The sequence below is a fragment of the Paenibacillus sp. UNC217MF genome (assembly GCF_000686865.1).
In the GTDB taxonomy this organism is placed as follows: Bacteria; Bacillota; Bacilli; order Paenibacillales; family Paenibacillaceae; genus Paenibacillus_B; species Paenibacillus_B suaedae.
The window spans coordinates 279,104-300,401 of sequence record NZ_JMLT01000009.1 but is presented as its reverse complement, the minus strand read 5'-3'; the positions used below and the strand labels follow the sequence as shown (position 1 = coordinate 300,401).

Sequence of the window (21,298 nt, the reverse complement as noted above, 5' to 3'; positions counted from 1 at the left end):
AATAAGTCCCCCTTTCAAACAAGAAAAAAAGGCATAGCATCAGGTACAATGCAATGCCTTAGCGTTCATTTGGACGCGGTATTGCTATAGCCATTAATTTCATGTTCATTATAGATTACATCTTTCCTTAACGTAAGTACCATTGTTTTTAAAATAAACCTGTCGATAACTACACCAGCTCCCTCAGCCAATAAGACAAGAACTCCCGAATACGTTCATCCCTCTCAGATTGCAGCACTCGCCGGAACATCCAGCGTACCCGCTCTCTTACCGTCCTATCCCGCTTCGCACACAACCCTAGTAAATCGATACAATGCAGCCGCTCAGCCGCGCGCCCATTCTCAAGCAGGTGGGCATATACAGCAGTTCCTCGGGCAACTTCCCGCTTGCAAGCATCTGCCAGACGCGGATTTCCGTACTCCAACTCAAGATCTGCTGGCTCGCCGGAAGCAATGAGAACAAGCAGCTCCAACATGTACGGGCGTGCCGTATCCGTCGTATTCTGAATCATGCTTAGCAAGCAAATGGCCGTCGGTACAGCCACCTCGTACAGGGCGCCCTGCACAACCACAATTGATTCTATCGATACACTGGCCAGCTCCGCTTCAGCTATTGTCGAAGCATCCTTCAACTGAAGGAGAGCCTCAGGCAGCCGTTCCGTTGCTTCTGCCCCCCGATATGTCGTCCAAGGTATGCGAATGATATCCCATGTCATCGTTCAGCCCTCCTTCATGGATGCCATCTCACCTATGATTAACATATTAGAGCTGCCTCCGAATCAGAAGCATATCTGCGTAATCGAAGGATGCCCCTAAGCGATAACAGATACCCTATTGTACTTCCCACCTCTCATCGCGCATGGGAAATCGATACTCCCGTGAGTAAACCATCATTATATCTAAGCGCAAGTGCAAGTTGCCACCCACTACCGAATATATTTAGTTGCATACACACGAATCGATTCATGCGCATCGATCAATCATACATGGAGGCGAAGGCCATGAACGTCATGAGAGCTTTAGGGTATGAGGAAACCGATCGTCTGCTCATCATTAATGCCGACGACTTCGGTATGTGTCATGCAACGAACATGGGGATTATGCAGCTGCTTGAGGAGGGATCGATTTGTTCCACCTCCATCATGATGCCATGCGGCTGGGCCAAGGAAGCAGCGAAGTGGAGTGCCGCTCATCCAGAGCTGGACATCGGGGTACACCTCACCTTCACGAGCGAGTGGGAAGGGTATAAATGGTCGGCGATGAACCGATCACGAGACATCTCCACCCTGCTCACCGAGGAGGGCTGCTTCCCTGAGGATTGTCTGACCGTCGAGCATCTCGCCGATCCTGAGCAAATTCGCTGTGAAATGATTAGTCAAATTGAAGCGGCAAGACGCATCGGCATCAATATTACGCATGCGGATAACCACATGGGCAGCTTATACGGACTCGCGTCGGGACGGGATTTCCTTGACGTAGTATTTGATGTATGTGCAGCGTATGGACTGCCGTTCCGCATGCCAAGACGTATTGGCGGCATGAAGCTGAATCCAGAACTCGAGAAGATGGCGAAGAGGCGGATCGATCTGGCAGATGCCAAAGGGGTTGTCATACTTGATACACTGCTCGGGCTCCCTTATGAACGGATTCCAGGAGAGACATATGCTCAGGTCAAAGCCAAGGCGGAAGCACTCCTACGCGGTCTTCTTCCCGGTATTACCGAGATGTACCTCCACCCCTCCATCGTATCTGATGAATTAAAGGCCATTACTCCACATTGGGAGAAGCGCGGCATGGAATGGAGATTATTCCGCGATTCAGACATCAGGCGTGTCATAGCAGAAGAAGGTATTCAACTCATTCGTTGGCGGGATTTGCGGGATGTACAGCGCGGCCAGCTCCCACCGCTTATGTAGGAACAAGGAGGAGGGTCATACCATGAGCATTGCGATATCCCCTGCACGCAAAGCTGCCTTCGCTTCAGGAAATATATCTGCCAACTTATTGGCCCAAATGTTCGCAGCCTATATTGTCTATTATTACGTTGACATCCTTGGCGTCCGTCCAGGACTCATCGGCATTGCGATGGTGATCCACGGACTCGTCGGCGCCTTTCTCAATCCATTGTTCGGCTATATGTCCGATCGGTTTCGTACGAGATGGGGCCGGCGCATTCCCTACATGGCATTTGGAGCGATACCGCTCGCGGCTGTATTTACACTCATCTGGTTCCCGCTTGCTTCCGGTAACGGGCTGTTCTGGTACTTCCTCTTGCTCGTACTGCTGTATGATATTTTGTATGTGCTCGTCATCCTCAATTACTCAGCGCTGTTCCCGGAAATGTTCGTTACGATGAAGGAGCGAGCATCTGCCTCTTCGTGGAAGCAAATGTTCGGCATACTGGGGATGATTGGAGGGGTAGCAGCACCGCCGCTAGTCTATACCGAATACGGATGGGGGGCTATGGGGCTTACCTTCGGAATCATATCCGCTATTTTTCTGGCTGTGATGATCTGGGGCTCGAAGGAGAATGAGCAGGCATCTGCTCGCTCAATCGGGTTATGGAAGGCTATTGTGTATACGTTCTCTAACCGTTCTTTTGTCGCCTATGTACTGGGCGGTTTCTTCGTGCAATTGACCTTTGCTCTTCTGACCGCGGCGATTCCGTTCTTCACCAAATATGCACTGCACGCAAATGAAAGCGCCAACACAATTATGCTTGGGCTGGTCTTCGTTACTGCGATCCCGTTGGTGTACGTATGGGCGCATTGGACGAAACGCTACGGACCGCGCAAAACGATGATTGCTGCCATCGTATGCTATATGTTTGCCTTAGCTCCACTTCTGTTCGTCTCATCGGAACTCGGCGCCTATATAGCAGGCGCATTCATCGGGTTCAGCCTTGCTGGACTTATCATCCTACTCGACATTCTCCTCTCTGAGGTCATTGACGAGGACGAGCGCACGACAGGGGCACGACGCGAAGGTATGTATTTCGGCATGAATGGATTTATTATTCGGTTCGGCGTCTCCCTGCAAGCCATTATTATGAGCACCGTACTCGAATCCAGCGGCTATGTTGCCAATAGCGCGCAGCAGCCTGACGCAGCCATATTGGGGATTAGACTGATGCTGGCAGGCATCCCAATCGTTGCACTCGTATTCGCCATCATTTGCTTTGTTATCTATCCGATTCGCAGCTCGCCGCAACGGGATGGATCTTAGCAATTTACACTTTAGACTCTTAGCTTTGCTTTTCGCTCAGCACTCAGCACTCAGCACTCAGCACTCAGCACTTTGCTCCTTGCTCTTTGCTACTTGCTACTTACTCTTTGCGCTCTTACTCTTGCCAGTAGTTCTCCCTAGTGTTTCCTTACCGAATCAACCGCCGAAACGCTTCGTCAGCTTGTCCATATGGGCTTGTGCAATCTCACTCAAGTCGATGTCATACTTCTCCGACAGCACAATGACATTCGCCAGCACATCACCGAGCTCTTCCACCAGTTCTTGACGCAGTTCATCGCGGCTGCGCTCCCCTTCATCTGGACGGTCACGGCCAATTTCCAGCGCCCGAACAACACGTGCAACCTCTCCCACTTCCTCCATGAGGAAGCCGACGCGAATAAAGGAATTATATTGCGACCATTCCCGCTTCTGATAAAATTGCTGCACCCACTGTTGAAATGGTTTCATCTCCATTGTAAATTAACTTCCTTTCCTAACCAATGATGTCTATACTTAATGAAGTATACCAGATGAGGAGGCATTACTCGTGAAAAGATTATGTGTGTATTCCGGATCCAACTTGGGGACGCACCCCAACTTCGCCTCTAGCGCGCAAGCTCTAGGCCGTGTACTTGCTGAGAAGAACATTGAACTTGTATACGGTGGCTCCAAAGTCGGTCTCATGGGCGAAGTAGCTAATGAAGTGCTGCGCCTTGGCGGCAGAGTAACAGGCGTTATGCCGCGCGGATTGTTCCGAGGTGAAGTTGTACATACCAACTTGACTGAGCTCATTGAAGTAAAAGATATGCATGAACGCAAAAAAACAATGATCGATCTGTCTGACGGATTTATCTCGCTGCCAGGCGGATTCGGAACATTTGAAGAGCTGTTCGAGGTCATTAGCTGGGCGCAAATCGGCATTCATCAGAAGCCAATTGGCGTACTGAATGTGGAAGGCTATTTCACACCTATGCTGGAAATGGTTCGGCACTCCATCCAAGCAGGATTTGTTAAGCAAGAGCATGAATTGCTCATCCTTGCTTCTGCTGACCCTGCAGAGCTCGTTGAGAAACTGCTTCAATATACACCGCCGGTATTCGGCAACAAATGGAGCCAGCTGGATTCTGAATCCGATAAATAGCTTCTGACTTTTCAACCTTGTCTAACATGATATACGCGAAAAATAGGTAACGCATCAACTCGTACAACTCATCATCCATGTTCATCTGTGGAAGCTCCAACGCGAGCTCCTCCACAGATCGGATGTGGTTCCCCCGTTTTCTTCCTGATGCATGCTCGAAGTCAACTAATTACTGTATCCGCCTATCCTCCCAATCACCCCATCCTAACTTTCAGTATTTTTATTTCTCTATTTTTGCTTATTTTTTCTTCTCACTTCTAACTTTCTAACTTCCTCCTTTCCCATCTAAATTTCATTCCTACCTGCTTTTTTCAATGACATCTTTATCTTGGGAACTCCATTCATTTGAGTTATACTCAAGTAAGAGTGTAAAAACACGGTTTTCGGTTGGTAGTCCGAACGTTCCGGCATGAAAATGTTCGGGATCAGTAACCTTCCCCCCTTGGGATGTCCCTCACTCTTTATGACAAAGGGGGAATGGAATGTGAAGTTAACCGTATTTTTTGAAGGACCGTTCTGGATAGGTGTCGTGGAAGACACGGAGCATGGAAGACTGAAGGCTTGTCGCCACGTATTTGGCTCGGAGCCGAAAGACACTGAAGTGCTTAAATTCGTGGATTCACTCATGATGCCTCTCATAGAACGGGTTACGCAAGGATCCGAGAACGCCCAAGAACCGCTGCGCCGTATCAATCCGAAGCGGCTGGCAAGACGTGCCGCAATGGAAATGAAGCAGCGCGGCATATCGACGCAATCCCAGGAAGCACTGCGTCTTGACTACGAGAGCAGAAAGAAGGAGCGCGTATGCCGCTCTCGGGAAGAACGCGAAGCCTTGCAGGAGAAAAAACGGAGCATTCGCATTCACAAGCGGAAAGAAAAGCATAGAGGCAGATAATCTGCTGCTTGACGCAATCGCCCCGCGCAGCACTACTGTGCCGGGGCGATTGTTGTTCATGAATGCAACGTGTCAGAAGAAAATAAAATTGATGAGGGAGGACTCCGGTTCTCCTTTTTTTTCGTGAAATTCGCAAAAAATCTTTCTTGCTACGATGAGAAGTTGCAAGTGAGAGCCTCGTCTATATCTATAAACAGACAACGACGAAGGAGGAGAGCCATGGGCTGCACCGAGCCAGACAAAGACATCATCGAGCAAATTCTTGCAGGCAGGCAGGACTTATAAGCGATTCTAGTCAACAAGTACAAACAGCGAATGTACGGCTTGCTACGAGGGATGGGAGCGACTCATGAAGATGCCCAGGATATTGCGCAGGAGGCATTTATTAAGGCATACCGCAAGCTGGCGGATCATGATCGAAGCAGAAGCTTCGCGTCATGGTTATATACCATTGTTGTTCGTACCTATCAGGATCGATTTAAACGCAAGCAGATTGCAGTGGTCGAATGGGAACAAGAAAAACCAACCTATTTTTTCATTCAATATCTTCAAGCATAAAAAAATCGGGTCAGGCATACACCGTGTCGAATCGCATGGTGTTGCCTAACCCGATTTTACATTTACGATTACAATATATGTTCATTTATTCATTAGTTATATACAACGTAATTCCACCCGCGAGAATCCAGCCGCATCCCCGTTCAGTACCTCTTTATCTTATCCTTACGAGATAAACCGAACCGAAATCCGCTTACATCTCAACCTTCCTAGACGATTAGGCATGTTGTTTTGCAGGGCGGCGCTCCAGCTGAGTTCTCAGCTCATCCAACTGTGCCAACAGCTGCTGCGAGATCTCATTCATTCGCCGATAGGATGCTGTCGCTGCATCGCGGTTGCCATTATCCATCTGACGAGCAGCTTCACCTGCCAAGCGATGAAGCATCTCATGCTGCCCCACCGTATCCTTGAACAGCGGAAGATGGGCCACTGGCGAATCGCTTCGCTGCTGCTCTGCTGCAATCCATTTGCCAAGCCGGCATTGATGGAAGTCCTCCATGACAGCAGGATCACTCTCATCGAAGCCGAGAAGCCGATTATACGTGCACCATTTCCATAGTAGATGATCGGTCTTCATAATTCGAATCCATTGTGCATCATCGATATGACGGAACCATTCAAGCGATTGCTTGCGCAATGTCTCAACCGATTGGCTTGTTGTATAGAGATGCTGACCGGTAGCCTTGGCCATAGACATCATTTCTTCTGTATTCTTCACAATGCCGGTCATGCTGGCAGTAATTTCTGTTGTAGCATCCGCTTGTTGTTCGACAATAGAAGCGATTGCATCCTCCGAAGAACCTACCTCTTCGACCGACTGCATCATACGATCCAACTGCTCGAAAGCGCTTTTATTTTTATGATGCTGGATATCCATTTGCTCCGACATATCCCGAGTCCGCGCTTGCACTGCTGTAGCCATGCCTTGAATGCTCTCAATGACATCATACACATCATGAACGGCATGCTTTGTTTGATCAGATAGTTTGCGTACTTCCCCAGCCACAACAGCGAAGCCGCGTCCTTCTTCCCCAGCACGTGCTGCTTCGATCGAAGCGTTCAGCGCGAGCAGTTGCGTCTCTCCAGCGACCGTGTCGATTAACTGCACGACGTCCGTTAACTTTTGCATGGAACGCTGTAATTGGTCAAAGCGAGTGCGTGTATCTAAGAACAAATCATTCATCTTCTCGAAGCCTTCGATCGTCTCTTCAACAATCTTCCGATTCTCCTGAAGCGCCGCAATCATATTCACCGTATTCGTTGCAGAATCTGCCGTCTGCACGGACACCTCTTCGATGGAAGCTGTCAATTGCTCGGTAGCAGCCTGAATGTCCAAAACATCTTGAAGGGATCGCTCAGCAGCGATCAACAGTGTGTGCAGTCCATCAGACTGAATTAACATTTCCATAATGTCACTATTGTTGTCCATCAGGCGATATTCCGTTGCAGACTGATAGGATTCCAATACAATTTGGGCATCCAGCATCACAATCCGGTGAAGCGCCATTAAGATCGAAGATGCATCATTTGAACGGAAATCATTCACGATGATGGGAACCAAGTACTCATATACGCGCAAGAACGAGGCAATGAACCATTCCGGCTCTAATTGTATGCGGCTGTGCACCTGCCCAATTCGCTCTCTCATTCGCACGTATTCTGCATCAAATGCAACCTGAGGGATCGATTGCAAATAGGCGATAAACGTTCCCTTGAGCCTTGCCCTAGTACTGTGCTGATCAATCATTCGCTTCATTTCTGGCAATCCGAACAGTAAATCATAGTGGCGGTCTGTGATCGCTTCTGCGTACTTTTCCATGTAGGGAGCCAAACGACGCAGACATTCGGCATCTTTCGATGTGATTTGTAAGAAATTCATCTTTGTTCGTAGGGAATCCAATACAACATTATCGGATTCGGTTATCGAGTGAGGTAACATCGGTTTTCGGAGAATCACCGAATTCATCCCTTTCTCTCTCTAGTGGTTGTTGATGTTTCCATAATTAATAGAATGCATATCCCCCTAAGTAATAGTACCATATCATTGATCATGACAAAACTGTAAGCTAACGTAAGTCAAATCAATAGATATGCTCCCTATAAATCTACTACAATGGAGTTAACATACAATTATGAACAACCTTACCTATTTATCGGCGGAAGGAGGGCCACCTATGAGCAACACATCGCGATTCCAACCGCGTCCAACACGATGGAAACTAGCTGTTACCTTGCTTGTCATCTGCCTGATGGCGCAGCTGCTAGCTGGGTGTGCGTTGGGCGGCAAGAGTGAGGGCAAGGCGAAGAAGGAGAATGCCTCCACCTCACCGATTCAGTATCAGATAAATGCCAATTGGAATGAGCAGACTCGAACGATACAATCGGAGGCCGTCGTTACGATTCGCAACGTATTCAATCGCAACCTTAAAGAGCTAGTCTTCCATTGGTTCGCCGACAGCTACCGCAAGCCAGAGACGATGCCTGTTCAGTTCAAGCAGCGCAACGAACAAATTCGCAATCAATCTCCTCAGGATGATGCCCATAACAGCCATAGCATCGATGATCGGTTCTTCGGGGGAATAACGACGAAGAAAGTAACGACTTTAGAGGGCAAAGCACTGCAATTTAAGCATGCAAACCAATCGATGACGGTTACGCTTAACAAGGGGCTTGCTCCTAATGAGACCGTATCGATTCGCATTCATTATGAAGTCCAAGTCCCGTATGGCGCACAGCGGTTATCCTATACAGATGATTATGTTGGCGGTACTTACTGGACGCCGCAGCTAGCCGTCTTCGATTCGATTCAAGGAGGTTGGAACCGGGTTCCGAACAATCCGAAATATAAGAGTGATTTCTTCTATGCTGCGGATTACGATGTAAGCTTGAATATGCCTGCATCATGGAATGTGGCGATGACGGGCAGCTTGATTGACCAGCGTGTGGAGAATGAGAGGAAGATTGTTCATTCAAACGTGCAGAATGTCCGTCATTTCGGCTTCTACGCAAGCCCGAAATATATAGAGACGAAGGTCGATCTGCCTAGTGGCGGACAACTGTCTGTATTCACCTTCGAGCAGCCGGACGAGGAACAGATGAAGAAATATACAGCAGCGCTGCAGGATGCAATCGGATTCTATTCCGATAAGATTGGAATGCTGCCAATCAAGCATTGGAAATTCGCCGAAGCCCCATTCCCCGAAATGACGGACAGCTTGAACGAAGTAATCTTGTTCAACCGTCTCGGTGCAGCGGGTAATGAGCAAGGTGTGCTGTCACAGGATGTGCTGCGATCGATTGCCAAGCAATGGTTCTCACTTGCGATCGGACATAATGCGCTTACTGAAGGATTTTTGGAAGAGGGATTATCTGAATTCGCAGCGCAATACTATCGTCACGAACAGGAGGGAGCACCTTGGGCGATGTCGATATGGAACGGACAGTATCCGAATCTATCATCGCTGGATGCATGGACGGATCCAGATGCAGGAGCCCTCGTCATCCCATCCGAGCAATGGCCAGCCGTACTGTTCCAGAAGCAGGTAACGACTCCCGCGTTCCATGTCGGCCAATATTCTGAGCTGCTCTACCGCGTCAAGGGCGCTGCTCTAATGGTGCAATGGGTGCAGAAGGCTGGCACCGAAGCACTGGACATCGTCTGGCACAAGTATTTCCAACGCTACAACGGACGGATGGCTACCATAGACGGATTTACGAATCTGATTGGCAGCACACTTGGAGATGCAAGAAAGTCAAACATGCAGGAACTGCTGTCAATGACAAATCCGAAGCCGCTTGCGTAAGTGTTTATCGAAGAATGATGGTAGAACACTCTGAAATCATCCTTATCCTATCAATGAATTTAAGGGGCAGCAAATGCTGCCCCTTTTGCATGCTTATTGGTCGTCTGGGACTTGGACTCAACTGCTTGGATTGCCCCTCCGTCATCCTGCATTCATAAGCGGATATTCTGTTCTATCTCCGAAGCTGGGCCTCTCGTCCAAGCTCTACATGACCGCTTGCGAGCCACTCTTGCTCAAGTCTGTACAATTCCGTGCACATCCGATGAACGACCTGACCATCCACACGACCGCTTTGTGCAGCCATTAAGAACACGTTCTTCAACTTATCCGCCCTGCGGGCAATGTCTCGGAGCTGCCGTACCCAAGGATGTTCACTTGACACCAAGGTCTCTACGAAGCAAGAGTAAGCATAACGGGAACCTGCTAGAAATTTGAACGCATGAGAATGACAGTCGTACAGCTCCGTCCATTCTGGGAAGAATTCCGGCTCCGGCTGATTCACCGTCCGGCAGATCATGTCATAGAACGTTGCATCGTCATGAAGCCCTCGCTGCCGCTCTAGGAAACGCTCCATGATCTGCCCCTTACCCGCTGAGTCATTCCGCTCGGGCCGACGTACAAGGAATACCTGTCTATCTTCTAGATGTACATACGGACTATCTACCATTCGACGGAAATCAGTCTCAGATACGAATCCTTCGAATTCGGGATAAGTATCACGCACCCAGTAACCCGCCCCGGCTGTGCAATCGGCCAGCTCAGAGTCTAGGCTAGACGTGCTGGATAGACCCTGAACCCACACCGAATGCACCGATTCTGGATGCCCGTAGAATCCTGGCTTCACATATGGCGACTCACCGCATACGATCCAGAGAAAGGCCGCTTGTTCTGAATAGTCGACGTCTTGCAAAATGGTATCAGCATCTTCATATGTCGCATACTGCACTTCATCATAGGCGACTCCGATTAGCCCCAGTTCGGACGGAACAAGGCACGGGGATTCATACAGCCATGGAAGCTTCTTATTTACATATAAGTGCTCATAAACCGAGCACGTGCTCTCCCACGCATTGTAATACAACAGCTCAACAGGAACTCCCCACTCCTGAAGCGCGATCGATACTTGAACATTCCGACAATCGAGAAAGCCTTGTTCATAGCGCTGTCTTTCTTTCACTTGCATCTGTGCCCGTTCTTGTTCTTGTTCTTGTTCAGACATTCGAATTCACCATCCTTCAGTACTTCCGTCCCTTATGTCCTCCCTATCCTCCATATAATTCCTTTCCTCATCTAGCTTCCAGCGCTGCTATATCCAACTACAGCCCGCTTCCAGCACCATCTCGTTATGAGAAGCAGCAGGAGCGGTGCTGCAATAGCCCACACAATATCCCATGCGGCCAGCTCATGAAGCACAAACTTCGGAGCATAGTTGCTAATTAGAAAAATCGGAATCACGTACACGCCGATACGCTGCAGCCAACGTGGGAAAATATCTAAAGGCATATTGTTCGCGTCCCAAATCGAATGGGCAATCTCGGTCACTGCACCAGTCTGAACGAAACGAAACGCAAGCAGCGCAGGCAGCAGCATGATGCCATACGTGACAAGCAGCGCAGATAACAGCAAGGCGAAGAAGCCGAAGATATTGCCATCCAGCGGCAGATTCGCGCGATGCCAGCCGATGCCGATCATAACCGCACCGGCGATGACATTCGGGATAGGCAGACCAATATCGACATAGCGCAACGACACAAGAAATTGCAGCGATATCGGCTTCGTCAACATCAGATCAAGCGTCCCGTCGCGCACATATTGCTGCAGTCGAATGAAATTCACATAGAACAGTCCCATGTAGAGCCCTGTCATCATCGTATAAGTGCCAATGAACAGCAGAATATGATCTGGCGTCAAGCTTCCGATATGCAGATCGGTCTGATACACAATTAGGATATATAATGCCTTGGCACAGAGGAAGGCGATCTCCACAGCAATGCCCATCCAGAAGTTGAACCGATACTCCATGCTTGCAGCGAGGCAATTTTTCACGAACACACCGTATAAACGCAAGTAACTTCTCGCACCGTCAGCCCAAGAACGACACGAAGATAACGAGTACCAGCTTGTTCTCATCCCCTCTTCAACCTCCCAGCCCGATGTACCGCTTAAGCCCAGCTCTCCAAGCGAGATGTGCTGCTCCGGCAAGCAGAGCGATCCAGCCGCACTGGATAAGCAGTCCCGTCAACGCTTCTCCCTCGCTCAATCGACCGTTCAGCACATTGACCGGGAAGTAAATGGTGTACTTGAACGGGAGCAAATTGAACCATCCATTAAGCGTATCACCGAATACCTCAAGCGGTACGATGCCGCCACTTAGAATTTGTACAAGTAGACCTGTGATCACGAAGAAGTACGAGATCTCTGCAAGACGAAACGCTAAGGCGCATATGGCGTAGGAGAGTAGAAACTGTACAGCTGCCGCAAGCAAAAGCGCAGCAGCAAATAAGGCGATGCGGCTTGAAGACAGCACAGCATGACCATAACGGGAAGCGGCGAACAGTACGGCTGCAACTAAGCCGAGCAGGATACTGTCCGTTACGACGCGGCTTCCTGCATAAGCTGATACCCGATACCAGAAGTAACTAATGGGGCGAATTAAGTAAGCGTTCAGCCCGCCGCACTTAATGTCTTCGGCGATTGTGTGTTCCAGCTGTGTCATGACGAACTTCGCAATAAGACCGGATAGAATCGTATACATGATCATTTGTCCGTAGTCATATCCGTAAAGTGTGTGCTGCTCCGAATTGCGGTACACCGCGCTCCATATCAGAGACTGAATGCCGATCGGAAAGAAGAGACTGATAAGTCCAATCACGAATTGGAACCTATATTCGAGCGATGATTGAAACCCGATCCCGAAGGCTGCAGCATACTTGCCGCCCTTTCGTCGATTGGATGCAGATTCCGCCCTATTGTAGGCTCGATGATTAGGGCCATCCTCATTAGGTGTATCCTGCCTATGTTCATCCTGATTACGGTTATCCTTCTGCTGCATGTCGTTCTGCTCCGGAAGCTTCCCCATCCGTCTCTTCCCCTTCTCGTTCTGCACATTTTGCTTCATATAGTTGTTCGATGACTTCCTCGATTGGAACGTCCTCGACCGTCCAATCCTCAACGAGATCATGATCCAGCAGCAATCTTGCCAGCGGCTTCACCTCATCCGCTGCCACTTCCAATTCAGCCGACATTCCTTGATGCTCCCGCACCACGGCAAGAAGACGAACAAGGTCTTGCAGCTGCTCAGGCGGAACGAATGCAGTAAATCGTACTTTCATTCGCTTGCGCCGTCCGAATGATCCGCTCATCCGCGCAAGCGCCCCGTCATAGGCAATTTCTCCGCTATGAATCACGAGCGCCCTGCTGCATACATGCTCGATGTCACGCATGTAATGGCTTGTTAAGAGGATTGTCGCTTTCTTCTCCTCCTTGTAGGCCTTTAGGAACTGGCGAACATTTTGTTGTGCCGCAAAATCGAGGCCGAGCGTAGGTTCGTCAAGAAACAGCAATTGGGGGCGATGAATCAGCGCTGCAATCATCTCCATTTTCATCCGTTCACCTAGCGATAATCGCCGCACCTGCACACCCAGCAAATGCGCAACGTCTAGCATTTCAGCAAGCTCATCCAGCGTTTTGCGGTACTCCAGATCGTCCACGCCATAGATGCATTTGTTCAAATAAATCGATTCATTCGCCGGCAAATCCCACCATAGCTGACTCTTCTGCCCCATGACAATCGCGAAGCGGCGCTTAAACGCTTGCTGGCGCTCCCACGGCACGTAGCCGAGTACACGTGCTTCCCCATCCGTTGGGTGCAAGATACCAGACAACATCTTCAACGTAGTGGTCTTGCCCGCCCCATTCGGACCAATGAATCCGACCGCTTCTCCCTGCTCAATCTCAAATGAGATAGAAGAAACGGCATGACGGTACAATTGTTCCCGATGAAATAAATTCCGAATGGAATGTGTCAGGCCACTCTGCTTGCGGTAATAGGCGAATGTCTTGCTTAGTCCTCTGACCGTAATCGCACTCATGGGAGTCCTTCCCCTTCCCGTCAGCGTTTAAGCGCCATTATTATACAGGAGCACGCACTTCGAACATACCGGCGTTAATCCACAGGACAATACTTCGCGCTGCTTGTTGTAGCTCTCTCCGTGGAAGACTTCTTTCAAACTAGAATCCCGCAAGTCCGCATTTGTGAATTCCGGGAAGAACTTGCATGGATTCACCTTGCCGTTAGGCAGCACATCCATGCGCGTAGATAAGGCCAGACATTCCTTCCGGCGCATGCCCGGACGCTCGGTGCCGAGAATGAACTCACGCACCTCGTCAGCTTCTAATGCAGGTTGAAAACGAATGCGATTATTCCAGACGCGTGTACGCAATTTCTCCATCTCCGCAAGCAGCGGCTCTAAGTTCTCCGGCGACAAATGATACGTGAACGAATGCCAGCTCTTCTTCATCGGATCGTGGGCCGCTTCCAGCCACCCGAAATGCTCGGCAAAGTACGTATCCATTCGCTCTGCAACAGCCTCCGGAATATACCATGGGAAAACAAAATAGACAGAATTGACCCCCACTTCTTCGAAATATTCCATGAACTCATATAGTCGAGTTACCATCGCGTCATTGATCGTCAGGCTGATCGATACATCCCCCTTGAACTCACCCGAGCGCTTCTTATCCAGCAACAGCTGTATAGCCGCCGTTACCTTCTGGAAGATCCCTCGTCCGCGAATCGCATCATTCTCCTCCTCGAATCCTTCCAGACTAGCCAGCAGTGTGACACCCTCCGGCAGCTTGAGCAGCGAATCCAACTTCTGCTCGACCAGCACCGCATTTGTGCAGATCGTCGCAATTCGAGGATCTGCCGCCAGCAGCTCGCACAGTTCATCCAGCTTCGAGTACATGAGCGGCTCGCCGCCCCACAGGAACATGCGCGAGCGGTAAGGTCTCGTTTCTTCAAATATTTTCTCGACTAACGAGAATTCGATTTCTCTCCGTGCTTCCTGACGCTCGAATTCATGATGGTAACCGTCGGGATTCCACTCGAAGCAGTGCTTGCAGCGCAAGTTGCAGCCATTGTTCAATTTAATGCCGATATCCCTTGGCAGATCGAAGGCAAAGGATGGATCCTCCTTCAGACCCCGGCTACCTGTGCTCATATTGTGAAGCGTCTGCTTCAAAGAACGGAACTCTGTCCGTGTTAACGTCGCACTTGTCTTCGGCTGCGTCATGAATACATCCCTCCGAAATCAGATAGTGAAAGCGTTTGGCTTTTTAAATTACAGTGCAGCTCATACAGCATTTCCCAAGAACAATCCGCCTCTAGCCAGCGGTCATAGGAAATGCCGAAGCCGAGCTCTTCCCATAGCTCTGCATTTGCCCGTTCATGTTCGCCAAATGGCTCAAGGAATATCAGCGGGGTTGCAGATGATAGCGAATCGATAAGTGTTCCGCCACCAGGCTTGCTGACGATGGCCAAGCTGTTTCGAATTACCTCATACAGCAGCGGCCCGTTCGTGCCCCGTTCGTAGGTGAGCGGTTCATTCCGTTTCCATTCAGCCATTGGCGGATAAGCTGTATCAATTTGATTGGATAGATTGGTTAGAGTGGTTTGAGTGGTTTGAGCAGCCTGCATAGTCTGATCATACGACAGTGATTCCTCCAGCCACGGGTGCCAATTCGGATCGGTCATATAGATTCGGTCGCACGGCAGCGCATCTAGCACTTCCTCTGAATGGTATGCCACGATGGCAAGTGAGTAATAGCGCTGGATATTCGCAATCTTGCTCCGATAAGTACCGATCCCCCAGCCACCTCCGTGAACGACAATTCGTCTCTCGCGCTCTGGATAGGGAACGAAATCTGCATCCGACATGGTCAACTTGGCATAAAGTTCGCTTGTACCCTCTCTCCCCAGTCTGTACAGCCAATGATGGCGATAGCGGGGATATACATCTTCATATGGACGATAGGACGGCGTATCCACTGTATCCAGTCGTAAGAACTCTGCGCGTATTGGCTCAGGATGCATCATCTTCTCATATCGCTGCAGAACTGGTATCCAGAAGCCTGTCACAGCAAGGAAGGCCGACCTTCCTTCATCTCTCCATCGCTGAAGCAGATTGGCTACGGCCCCTTCATCCAGTGTCAGACCAATATCTCGCGCCATTCGGGTTCCCATCTTAGCTGCCTCGAAGCTATTGTGAAAAAGCTGCTTCGTGCGAATCATGTTGCGGCGTGTCTCCTCAGGGAAGAGGCGCTCCAGCACTTCAGCTTCTGCTGGAATCCCGCGCCGTCTAAGTTGCTCTACAAGTCGAATCCCTGGTACATAAGCACCGAGTGAATTTCCCGAGGTAAGAATGGTAATGGGTGAAGTATTTAGCAGTGTGAACACCTACTTTGCGATCGATGCTGTTCCATCTTATCTATGAATAAATCCGGTAGCCGAATGCCAAAAGCGCTTGATGAAGCTGATTGCCTAACGCCTCACTCCCGGCAGCGTTATCCGCAACAAGTGACACATACCAGCGTCCTGAGCGGTTATGAACAGTTGGTGAGAAGAGAGTGTTCGCAGACAACGGCATCACGCCCGTGCGACGTTCCGGTGTGTATAACAGTTCAATTTCATCCAATTGCATCAACAATTGCTCGAATTGAGTGCTGGAGCTAGACAAATCTTGATCGGCGGTTCCTGCGGTTCTTGCGTCTTCTTCTACCATGCTTGCAGGCCGCATTGTCGATTTCTGCTCCCGTTCAGGGAGCCCAAGCTGGAGACATGTCAAGAAACTGCGCTTCCCCCAGCGTTCCAAGTGGGCGTCTAGGCAATGGTTCAGCATTCCCATGGAATGTCGAGCGTTAATCTCCACTACTGGATACACTTCACCGTTTTCCAGCAGCATAGAGTCAATGCATACGGGCCCGTAATAACCGTCAATATACATCTGAGCGGCCAAACGTTCCATATGTTCGAAGTAACCCGCCTCTGCCAATCGATTCATTAGATGTGTATCCGCTGCATATGAACCGCCATAATTCAGCTGTCTATTCACCATTCGCTGTACCCCGAGCAGTTCCGTCCATCCGTTCGATGCGATATGCAATTGGCAGGAGAAGTCCGCCTGCTTATTCAGCCAAGGTTCAACGATCAACTGTACCTGCTTGCCTGCCCGCTCTTGAGCACGTAGATAATCAGTAAGGCGAGTAAGAAGTGCCGAAGCGTCGACGACTAGATTCCCGCTGCCTGATACCCCGTAGGGATCCTTCAAGATGAGCTTGCCGTGACGGTTAAGCAATTCAGCGCCGATTTGCTGCACGGTATCCGCTCCCTCTGCAAGTCTGCCTGGAGGGTTCAAATCTAACTGCTGTGCAAGACGAAGCGAATATGCCTTCGAATTCACCTGTTTAACGGCTTCCGCATCAGGAATTGCGCCGTCCAGGCCATACTTTTGAACAAACGCCTCCGCAGAGGGAATAACCGCGTAAGCAGCAAGGGGGAGTTCCCGCATCAATCGCTTCCATTTCGGCTCTGTGCATTGCTCCGATACGAGTTGGAATACATCCTTATTTCTCTGCTCGTTCCCGTTCGTCTGAGCGTTGCTGCATGTCAACGAGCGGAAGTAAAATCCTGCATCATGCAAATAGGCAGCTTGCGCCGCATTCCGTGGATGACGGGTCACGGCGAGGCCATCTTCTCCGCACAATGGGAACAGCAGCTCGTCCATATAATCGGCAGCAGCGTGCTCTTGTACTGGCCGAAGCGATGGCAGCTTCGCCAGCTCGGAAGGGCGCCAATAGGCTTCCGCATCGAACATGCCCATGACAAGGCGCGGCCCATCATAGAGTGGCATAGATCTTAGCAGCAGTTCCTCCGGCAGAGGACTACGCATGCAGCTGCACCTCGGCGCCGAGTGATTCGAGAAACCCTAAGAACGCTCGAGTCGTCTGCAAATGCTCGTAATCGAATCGTTCAAAGTCCATTTGCACGTTGAACTGCTCCTCCACCTTCAACATAAGCTGAATCAGTTGAAGAGAATCGAGGCCAACCTCATCGACCAGGTTCGTCTCAGGAGTAAGCTTTATCTCCCAAGAAGCATCTTCTTTCACTTCGCCCACCATGCGTGCCAACTTGTCGATCGCGTGCACATTACCACTCCTATTCTCTGTACAAAATATCGAACTACCCTTCTTACCTTATGTAAAAGCACACATGAAATATGTCAGTCTATTTTTATGACATCGCTTTCATTTCATATTTTTACAGACTACCTTCCTATAAACGAAAGATCGCCCCATGATAGACAAAAGAAAAAAGAGACAGAAGCCGCATAACTTGCGACATCTGTCCCTTCTGAAACTCAAACTATTATCTATAACGCTTAATGAAATCCACAGCCTTGCGGATGTCTACTTCAGGTGTTTCGCCTGCTTCACGCTCAATCGTCAAATAGCCTTTGTAGCCGATATCAACGAGCGCTTGGAAGTAAGCGTCGAAGTCTACCTTGCCTTCGCCAAGCGGAAGCTCTTCAAATGGACCGCTCGTTGCCATTTCCGCAATCTTCTCATGCGACATTGGCTCGAAGCCCAGCATGCCGTATACGGTACGCGGGTCAACCTCACGCAATCTCACGCCATCCTTCACGTGTGTGTGGACGATGTAATCCTTCAGCGTATGTACGCCTTGAACCGGATCATCCCCTGTAACCATGACCATATTCGCAGGGTCGAAGTTGACAGCTACTCCTTTGCCGGACAATGTATCGAGGAAAGACTTCAAATGTGCCGCAGGCTCTGGTCCCGTCTCAATAGCGAAGTGTGCGCCAAGGCTGTTCGCATATTGGCTCAACTCCTCACAAGACTGCTGCATCGCTTCGAAAATATAATTCTGCTCATGCGGCACGATACCGATATGCGTCGTTACCACATTGGTTCCCAGATCAAGTGCCAAGTCCAGAATACGCTTGGACTTCTCCACCTTATCCGGATTCGCCTCCTTGTCTTGGAAGCCGTGTCCGCCCAAGTCACCGCACAGTGCAGATACGTGCAGACCGAGTGATTCGATATAGCTGCGCATTTCTTTGCGCGCTTGAGGCGATAGGTTTGCCGGATCCATTTCTCCGCTAACCGCATAGATTTGGACACCGTCTGCGCCCACTTCCTTAGCTTTCACCAACGCTTCCCGCACAGGAATGCGGAAGCTGTCTGTAATGACTCCGATAGGGTTCGTAATTATCGTCATGAAATTTCACTCCTTCAATTATAGTGGTAGTGCATCGATAGAAGCTTCAATTAGGAATAAACAACTTCTGTCCCTTTGGTGCTAGACTCGTAAATGCCGCACAAAATCTTCATCATTTCTACGCCATCTTCTGCAGGGCAGATCGTCTCTGTGCGACCTTGCACGCAATCGATGAAATGATCGACTTCGCCTTGGAAGCCATTGTTGAAATCAAATGTCAGATGATCAATTTGCGGCGTCATGTTTAAGATCGTGTTATGCTTCTCGCCAATGATCTTCAATTCAGGCTCTACTTCAGCGCCACCCTTGTCGCCGAACAATTTCACATACATATCATCCTTCTGCACATGAAGCGAGAAGCTGCAGTCCACCGCAAGGGATGCACCATTTTCAAAGCGGATAAGCGCATTTGCCATATCCTCAACCGTGTTCACCTTACCACCATCATAATCCGCTGCCTTATAGAAGTCCAAGTGCTCGATGTGGTTGCGATTGCCAAGCTTATAATACGCATTGCCGCTAACTGATTTCACCTTCGGCTTGCCCATCAAGTACCAGCACAGGTCGATTACGTGAACGCCGATATCGATCAATGGGCCGCCGCCGGAACGTTCCTTATCGCTGAACCAGCCGCCTGGGTTGCCAAGACGGCGAATGCAGGATGCCTTCGCATAATAAATCTCGCCAAGCTCGCCTTCGTCAATGAATTTTTTCAATACACGTGTATTCGTGCCATAACGGCGCACATAACCGATTTGCAGCGTCTTGCCGCTCTTCTTCTGTGCTTCTTGTACCGCAAGCGCTTCCTCAACTGTCATGCAAAGCGGCTTCTCTACAAGTACATGCTTGCCTGCTTCGAGCGCTGCAATCGCAATTGGTGCATGGGAATTATTCCATGTACAGATGCTTACTGCATCAATATCTGGATTTTGAAGCAATTCATGATAATCCGTATATACGATCGCATCTGGAGCTTCGTACTTGACTGCCTTCTCCTTCGCGCGTTCCGCATTCAAATCGCACACAGCGATAATTTCCGCTTCACTATTGTTCTTATAGCCATTAAAGTGCATTTCCGAGATCGAACCTGTACCAATAACCGCAACTTTTACTTTACTCATCGATTAGTCCTCCTAATTTTGATCTGTATGTTTCATCCAGAATGATCTGTCGAATTTATACTTCTTCCCAAATGCGGCGAGCATTGTCCATCGCAATCTTCGTGCCTTTAAGGCAGTCTTCCATCCCTTCGAATTCAATGCTGACATAGCCGTCAAATCCAGATGCCTTCACCGCGCGAACGATATCGTAGATTGGCAAGTCTCCTTGACCCACGATTGCACCGCGCAAATAATTGCCATGCAGAGAGCGGAACCAGCCTTGGCCAGGATTGCGATCGGCTGGACGAATATAGAAGTCCTTGAAGTGAACCATCGACGCCAATTCAAGGTTGTTCTTCACGGCAATGAGTGGATTCTCGTCTACACATACGAAGTTGCCTACATCAATGGTCGTTCTGTAGTTGTCGCGATCTACGGCAAGCACGAGACGCTTCACACGCTCGCTAGCTTGCGTATAGAACCCGTGATTCTCCACGCTTGTGACAATGTCATACTGGGCAGCATAATCTGCAATTTCCCGGCATGCTTCGACAAGCTGAGGGAAATCCTGCTCGAAATAAGCAGCACCTGTCTGTTCAAGCGGACGCGATGCCACATCATGACGCATGAACATCACACCAAGGCGATTCGCAACATCAACATGCGACTTCACACGCTCGATTTCACGCTTCAATCCCTCTTCGTCATGACCTGCAAAGTTCGCTCCAATGCAATAATTGGACAACTCAAGCCCAATTCGTTCTGCTGTTGTACGAATCTCTTCTACACGCTCTGGATGGTTGACCAGATCCAAATCCAAATCCACGATTTCTGCGTGATCCGCGCCATTCTCCTTCATCCATTCCAATGCTCCGGATATACTTAGACGTTTGTCCTGCAATGCAGCATACAAACTATAAATGCTAACTCCTAATTTCACAGCAGCCCACTCCATTTCGTCGTTGTGTTCGGTTAAATTTTCAATTCTCCACTTATTTGCAAGCGGTTACAACGAATACTAACTGTCTCCACTACATTATAAAAAAGTTTGTACGCCGCACATTGCACTATAGTCCACAAATATTGGACTTTCTTTCACAGATGCAGTTGAGGATGTGAGATACTCCCATTTGTTTCTCTAATACAGGAATATACAGGGGAAAGGAGACAGAGATGCGGCATCGGCTTTGGCTAGCAATTGCTTCTGCCCAAGACGTTTGTCTCATTTTACAGAATATTTTTGTTTATGTCGGATTCACCACGAACAGAGGCCTTCTAA

20 protein-coding genes are annotated in these 21,298 nt (G+C 49.4%); 6 read left to right on the top strand and 14 right to left on the bottom strand.

Going from position 1 to position 21,298, the window contains the following annotated elements; genetic code table 11:
• Positions 1 to 169: 169 nt before the first annotated feature.
• Positions 170 to 715, bottom strand: a complete 546-nt coding sequence (locus BP95_RS0107000) for a hypothetical protein (protein ID WP_028531754.1) — start codon at positions 713 to 715, stop codon at positions 170 to 172.
• Between the two features lie 285 nt (positions 716 to 1,000).
• Between BP95_RS0107000 and BP95_RS0106995 the strand changes: the two genes are divergently transcribed.
• Both BP95_RS0106995 and BP95_RS0106990 read left to right on the top strand, forming a co-directional pair.
• Positions 1,001 to 1,915: a polysaccharide deacetylase family protein gene (locus tag BP95_RS0106995; RefSeq protein WP_028531753.1), complete on the top strand. Its 915-nt coding sequence runs from the start codon at positions 1,001 to 1,003 to the stop codon at positions 1,913 to 1,915.
• 22 nt (positions 1,916 to 1,937) lie between these two features.
• Complete coding sequence (locus BP95_RS0106990) at positions 1,938 to 3,224, top strand: MFS transporter (RefSeq protein ID WP_028531752.1); 1,287 nt, start codon at positions 1,938 to 1,940, stop codon at positions 3,222 to 3,224.
• A gap of 156 nt (positions 3,225 to 3,380) precedes the next feature.
• Here BP95_RS0106990 and BP95_RS0106985 read toward each other — a convergent pair whose 3' ends face one another.
• Entirely contained in the window at positions 3,381 to 3,698 is a 318-nt protein-coding gene (locus BP95_RS0106985; protein ID WP_021257581.1) for a MazG nucleotide pyrophosphohydrolase domain-containing protein, read from the bottom strand.
• 73 nt (positions 3,699 to 3,771) lie between these two features.
• On the opposite strand from BP95_RS0106985, the gene BP95_RS0106980 reads away from it, so the two are divergent.
• From BP95_RS0106980 to BP95_RS31815, 3 genes are all read left to right on the top strand, one after another.
• The gene (locus BP95_RS0106980; protein ID WP_021257582.1) at positions 3,772 to 4,365 is read left to right on the top strand and encodes an LOG family protein; all 594 of its coding nucleotides are present in this window, start codon (positions 3,772 to 3,774) and stop codon (positions 4,363 to 4,365) included.
• Between the two features lie 484 nt (positions 4,366 to 4,849).
• Positions 4,850 to 5,260, top strand: a complete 411-nt coding sequence (locus BP95_RS0106975; RefSeq protein ID WP_028531751.1) for a YjdF family protein — start codon at positions 4,850 to 4,852, stop codon at positions 5,258 to 5,260.
• A 288-nt stretch (positions 5,261 to 5,548) separates the two neighbouring features.
• Positions 5,549 to 5,818, top strand: coding sequence for a sigma factor (locus tag BP95_RS31815; RefSeq protein WP_268632909.1), 270 nt, complete (start codon positions 5,549 to 5,551; stop codon positions 5,816 to 5,818).
• Between the two features lie 217 nt (positions 5,819 to 6,035).
• Here the strand turns inward: BP95_RS31815 and BP95_RS0106965 are convergent, their stop codons facing one another.
• On the bottom strand, positions 6,036 to 7,757 hold the full coding sequence (locus BP95_RS0106965) for a protoglobin domain-containing protein (protein WP_269321435.1): 1,722 nt from the start codon (positions 7,755 to 7,757) through the stop codon (positions 6,036 to 6,038).
• Positions 7,758 to 7,992: 235 nt separating this feature from the next.
• Between BP95_RS0106965 and BP95_RS0106960 the strand changes: the two genes are divergently transcribed.
• On the top strand, positions 7,993 to 9,621 hold the full coding sequence (locus BP95_RS0106960) for a gluzincin family metallopeptidase (protein WP_021257586.1): 1,629 nt from the start codon (positions 7,993 to 7,995) through the stop codon (positions 9,619 to 9,621).
• Between the two features lie 172 nt (positions 9,622 to 9,793).
• Here BP95_RS0106960 and BP95_RS29820 read toward each other — a convergent pair whose 3' ends face one another.
• The 11 genes from BP95_RS29820 to BP95_RS0106905 form a co-directional block, all read right to left on the bottom strand.
• Positions 9,794 to 10,840 carry a hypothetical protein gene (locus BP95_RS29820; RefSeq protein ID WP_231515063.1) on the bottom strand — a complete coding sequence of 349 codons (1,047 nt, stop codon included), beginning with the start codon at positions 10,838 to 10,840 and terminating at the stop codon, positions 9,794 to 9,796.
• A 71-nt stretch (positions 10,841 to 10,911) separates the two neighbouring features.
• Complete coding sequence (locus tag BP95_RS0106950) at positions 10,912 to 11,751, bottom strand: ABC transporter permease (RefSeq protein WP_021257588.1); 840 nt, start codon at positions 11,749 to 11,751, stop codon at positions 10,912 to 10,914.
• A gap of 7 nt (positions 11,752 to 11,758) precedes the next feature.
• Complete coding sequence (locus BP95_RS0106945; protein WP_021257589.1) at positions 11,759 to 12,700, bottom strand: ABC transporter permease; 942 nt, start codon at positions 12,698 to 12,700, stop codon at positions 11,759 to 11,761.
• The gene (locus BP95_RS0106940; RefSeq protein WP_021257590.1) at positions 12,657 to 13,712 is read right to left on the bottom strand and encodes an ABC transporter ATP-binding protein; all 1,056 of its coding nucleotides are present in this window, start codon (positions 13,710 to 13,712) and stop codon (positions 12,657 to 12,659) included. The genes BP95_RS0106945 and BP95_RS0106940 overlap by 44 nt, the downstream gene beginning before the upstream one ends.
• 27 nt (positions 13,713 to 13,739) lie before the next feature.
• The gene (locus tag BP95_RS0106935; protein ID WP_021257591.1) at positions 13,740 to 14,915 is read right to left on the bottom strand and encodes a radical SAM protein; all 1,176 of its coding nucleotides are present in this window, start codon (positions 14,913 to 14,915) and stop codon (positions 13,740 to 13,742) included.
• Positions 14,912 to 16,078, bottom strand: a complete 1,167-nt coding sequence (locus BP95_RS0106930; RefSeq protein WP_231515062.1) for a hypothetical protein — start codon at positions 16,076 to 16,078, stop codon at positions 14,912 to 14,914. Before BP95_RS0106930 ends, BP95_RS0106935 begins: the two co-directional genes overlap by 4 nt.
• 31 nt (positions 16,079 to 16,109) lie before the next feature.
• Positions 16,110 to 17,570 carry an ATP-grasp domain-containing protein gene (locus BP95_RS0106925; RefSeq protein ID WP_021257593.1) on the bottom strand — a complete coding sequence of 487 codons (1,461 nt, stop codon included), beginning with the start codon at positions 17,568 to 17,570 and terminating at the stop codon, positions 16,110 to 16,112.
• Complete coding sequence (locus BP95_RS0106920) at positions 17,563 to 17,826, bottom strand: acyl carrier protein (RefSeq protein ID WP_021257594.1); 264 nt, start codon at positions 17,824 to 17,826, stop codon at positions 17,563 to 17,565. Before BP95_RS0106920 ends, BP95_RS0106925 begins: the two co-directional genes overlap by 8 nt.
• 220 nt (positions 17,827 to 18,046) lie before the next feature.
• Positions 18,047 to 18,919, bottom strand: a complete 873-nt coding sequence (locus tag BP95_RS0106915) for a sugar phosphate isomerase/epimerase family protein (RefSeq protein ID WP_021257595.1) — start codon at positions 18,917 to 18,919, stop codon at positions 18,047 to 18,049.
• Positions 18,920 to 18,969: 50 nt separating this feature from the next.
• A complete protein-coding gene (locus BP95_RS0106910) occupies positions 18,970 to 20,040 on the bottom strand; it encodes a Gfo/Idh/MocA family protein (RefSeq protein WP_021257596.1) in 1,071 nt (356 codons plus the stop codon).
• A 55-nt stretch (positions 20,041 to 20,095) separates the two neighbouring features.
• Positions 20,096 to 20,959 carry a sugar phosphate isomerase/epimerase family protein gene (locus BP95_RS0106905; protein ID WP_028531746.1) on the bottom strand — a complete coding sequence of 288 codons (864 nt, stop codon included), beginning with the start codon at positions 20,957 to 20,959 and terminating at the stop codon, positions 20,096 to 20,098.
• Between the last annotated feature and the right edge of the window lie 339 nt (positions 20,960 to 21,298).

What these genes read in the sequence shown, in the direction of transcription:
- BP95_RS0106950 (WP_021257588.1), bottom strand. Translation starts at nt 11,751, where the DNA reads ATGAGAACAAGCTGGTACTCGTTATCTTCGTGTCGTTCTTGGGCTGAC.
- BP95_RS29820 (WP_231515063.1), bottom strand. Translation starts at nt 10,840, where the DNA reads ATGTCTGAACAAGAACAAGAACAAGAACGGGCACAGATGCAAGTGAAA.
- BP95_RS0106960 (WP_021257586.1), top strand. Translation starts at nt 7,993, where the DNA reads ATGAGCAACACATCGCGATTCCAACCGCGTCCAACACGATGGAAACTA.
- BP95_RS0106910 (WP_021257596.1), bottom strand. Translation starts at nt 20,040, where the DNA reads ATGAGTAAAGTAAAAGTTGCGGTTATTGGTACAGGTTCGATCTCGGAA.
- BP95_RS0106935 (WP_021257591.1), bottom strand. Translation starts at nt 14,915, where the DNA reads ATGACGCAGCCGAAGACAAGTGCGACGTTAACACGGACAGAGTTCCGT.
- BP95_RS0106925 (WP_021257593.1), bottom strand. Translation starts at nt 17,570, where the DNA reads ATGCGTAGTCCTCTGCCGGAGGAACTGCTGCTAAGATCTATGCCACTC.
- BP95_RS0106985 (WP_021257581.1), bottom strand. Translation starts at nt 3,698, where the DNA reads ATGGAGATGAAACCATTTCAACAGTGGGTGCAGCAATTTTATCAGAAG.
- BP95_RS0106945 (WP_021257589.1), bottom strand. Translation starts at nt 12,700, where the DNA reads ATGGGGAAGCTTCCGGAGCAGAACGACATGCAGCAGAAGGATAACCGT.
- BP95_RS0106940 (WP_021257590.1), bottom strand. Translation starts at nt 13,712, where the DNA reads ATGAGTGCGATTACGGTCAGAGGACTAAGCAAGACATTCGCCTATTAC.
- BP95_RS0106915 (WP_021257595.1), bottom strand. Translation starts at nt 18,919, where the DNA reads ATGACGATAATTACGAACCCTATCGGAGTCATTACAGACAGCTTCCGC.
- BP95_RS0106965 (WP_269321435.1), bottom strand. Translation starts at nt 7,757, where the DNA reads ATGTTACCTCACTCGATAACCGAATCCGATAATGTTGTATTGGATTCC.
- BP95_RS0106995 (WP_028531753.1), top strand. Translation starts at nt 1,001, where the DNA reads ATGAACGTCATGAGAGCTTTAGGGTATGAGGAAACCGATCGTCTGCTC.
- BP95_RS0106990 (WP_028531752.1), top strand. Translation starts at nt 1,938, where the DNA reads ATGAGCATTGCGATATCCCCTGCACGCAAAGCTGCCTTCGCTTCAGGA.
- BP95_RS0107000 (WP_028531754.1), bottom strand. Translation starts at nt 715, where the DNA reads ATGACATGGGATATCATTCGCATACCTTGGACGACATATCGGGGGGCA.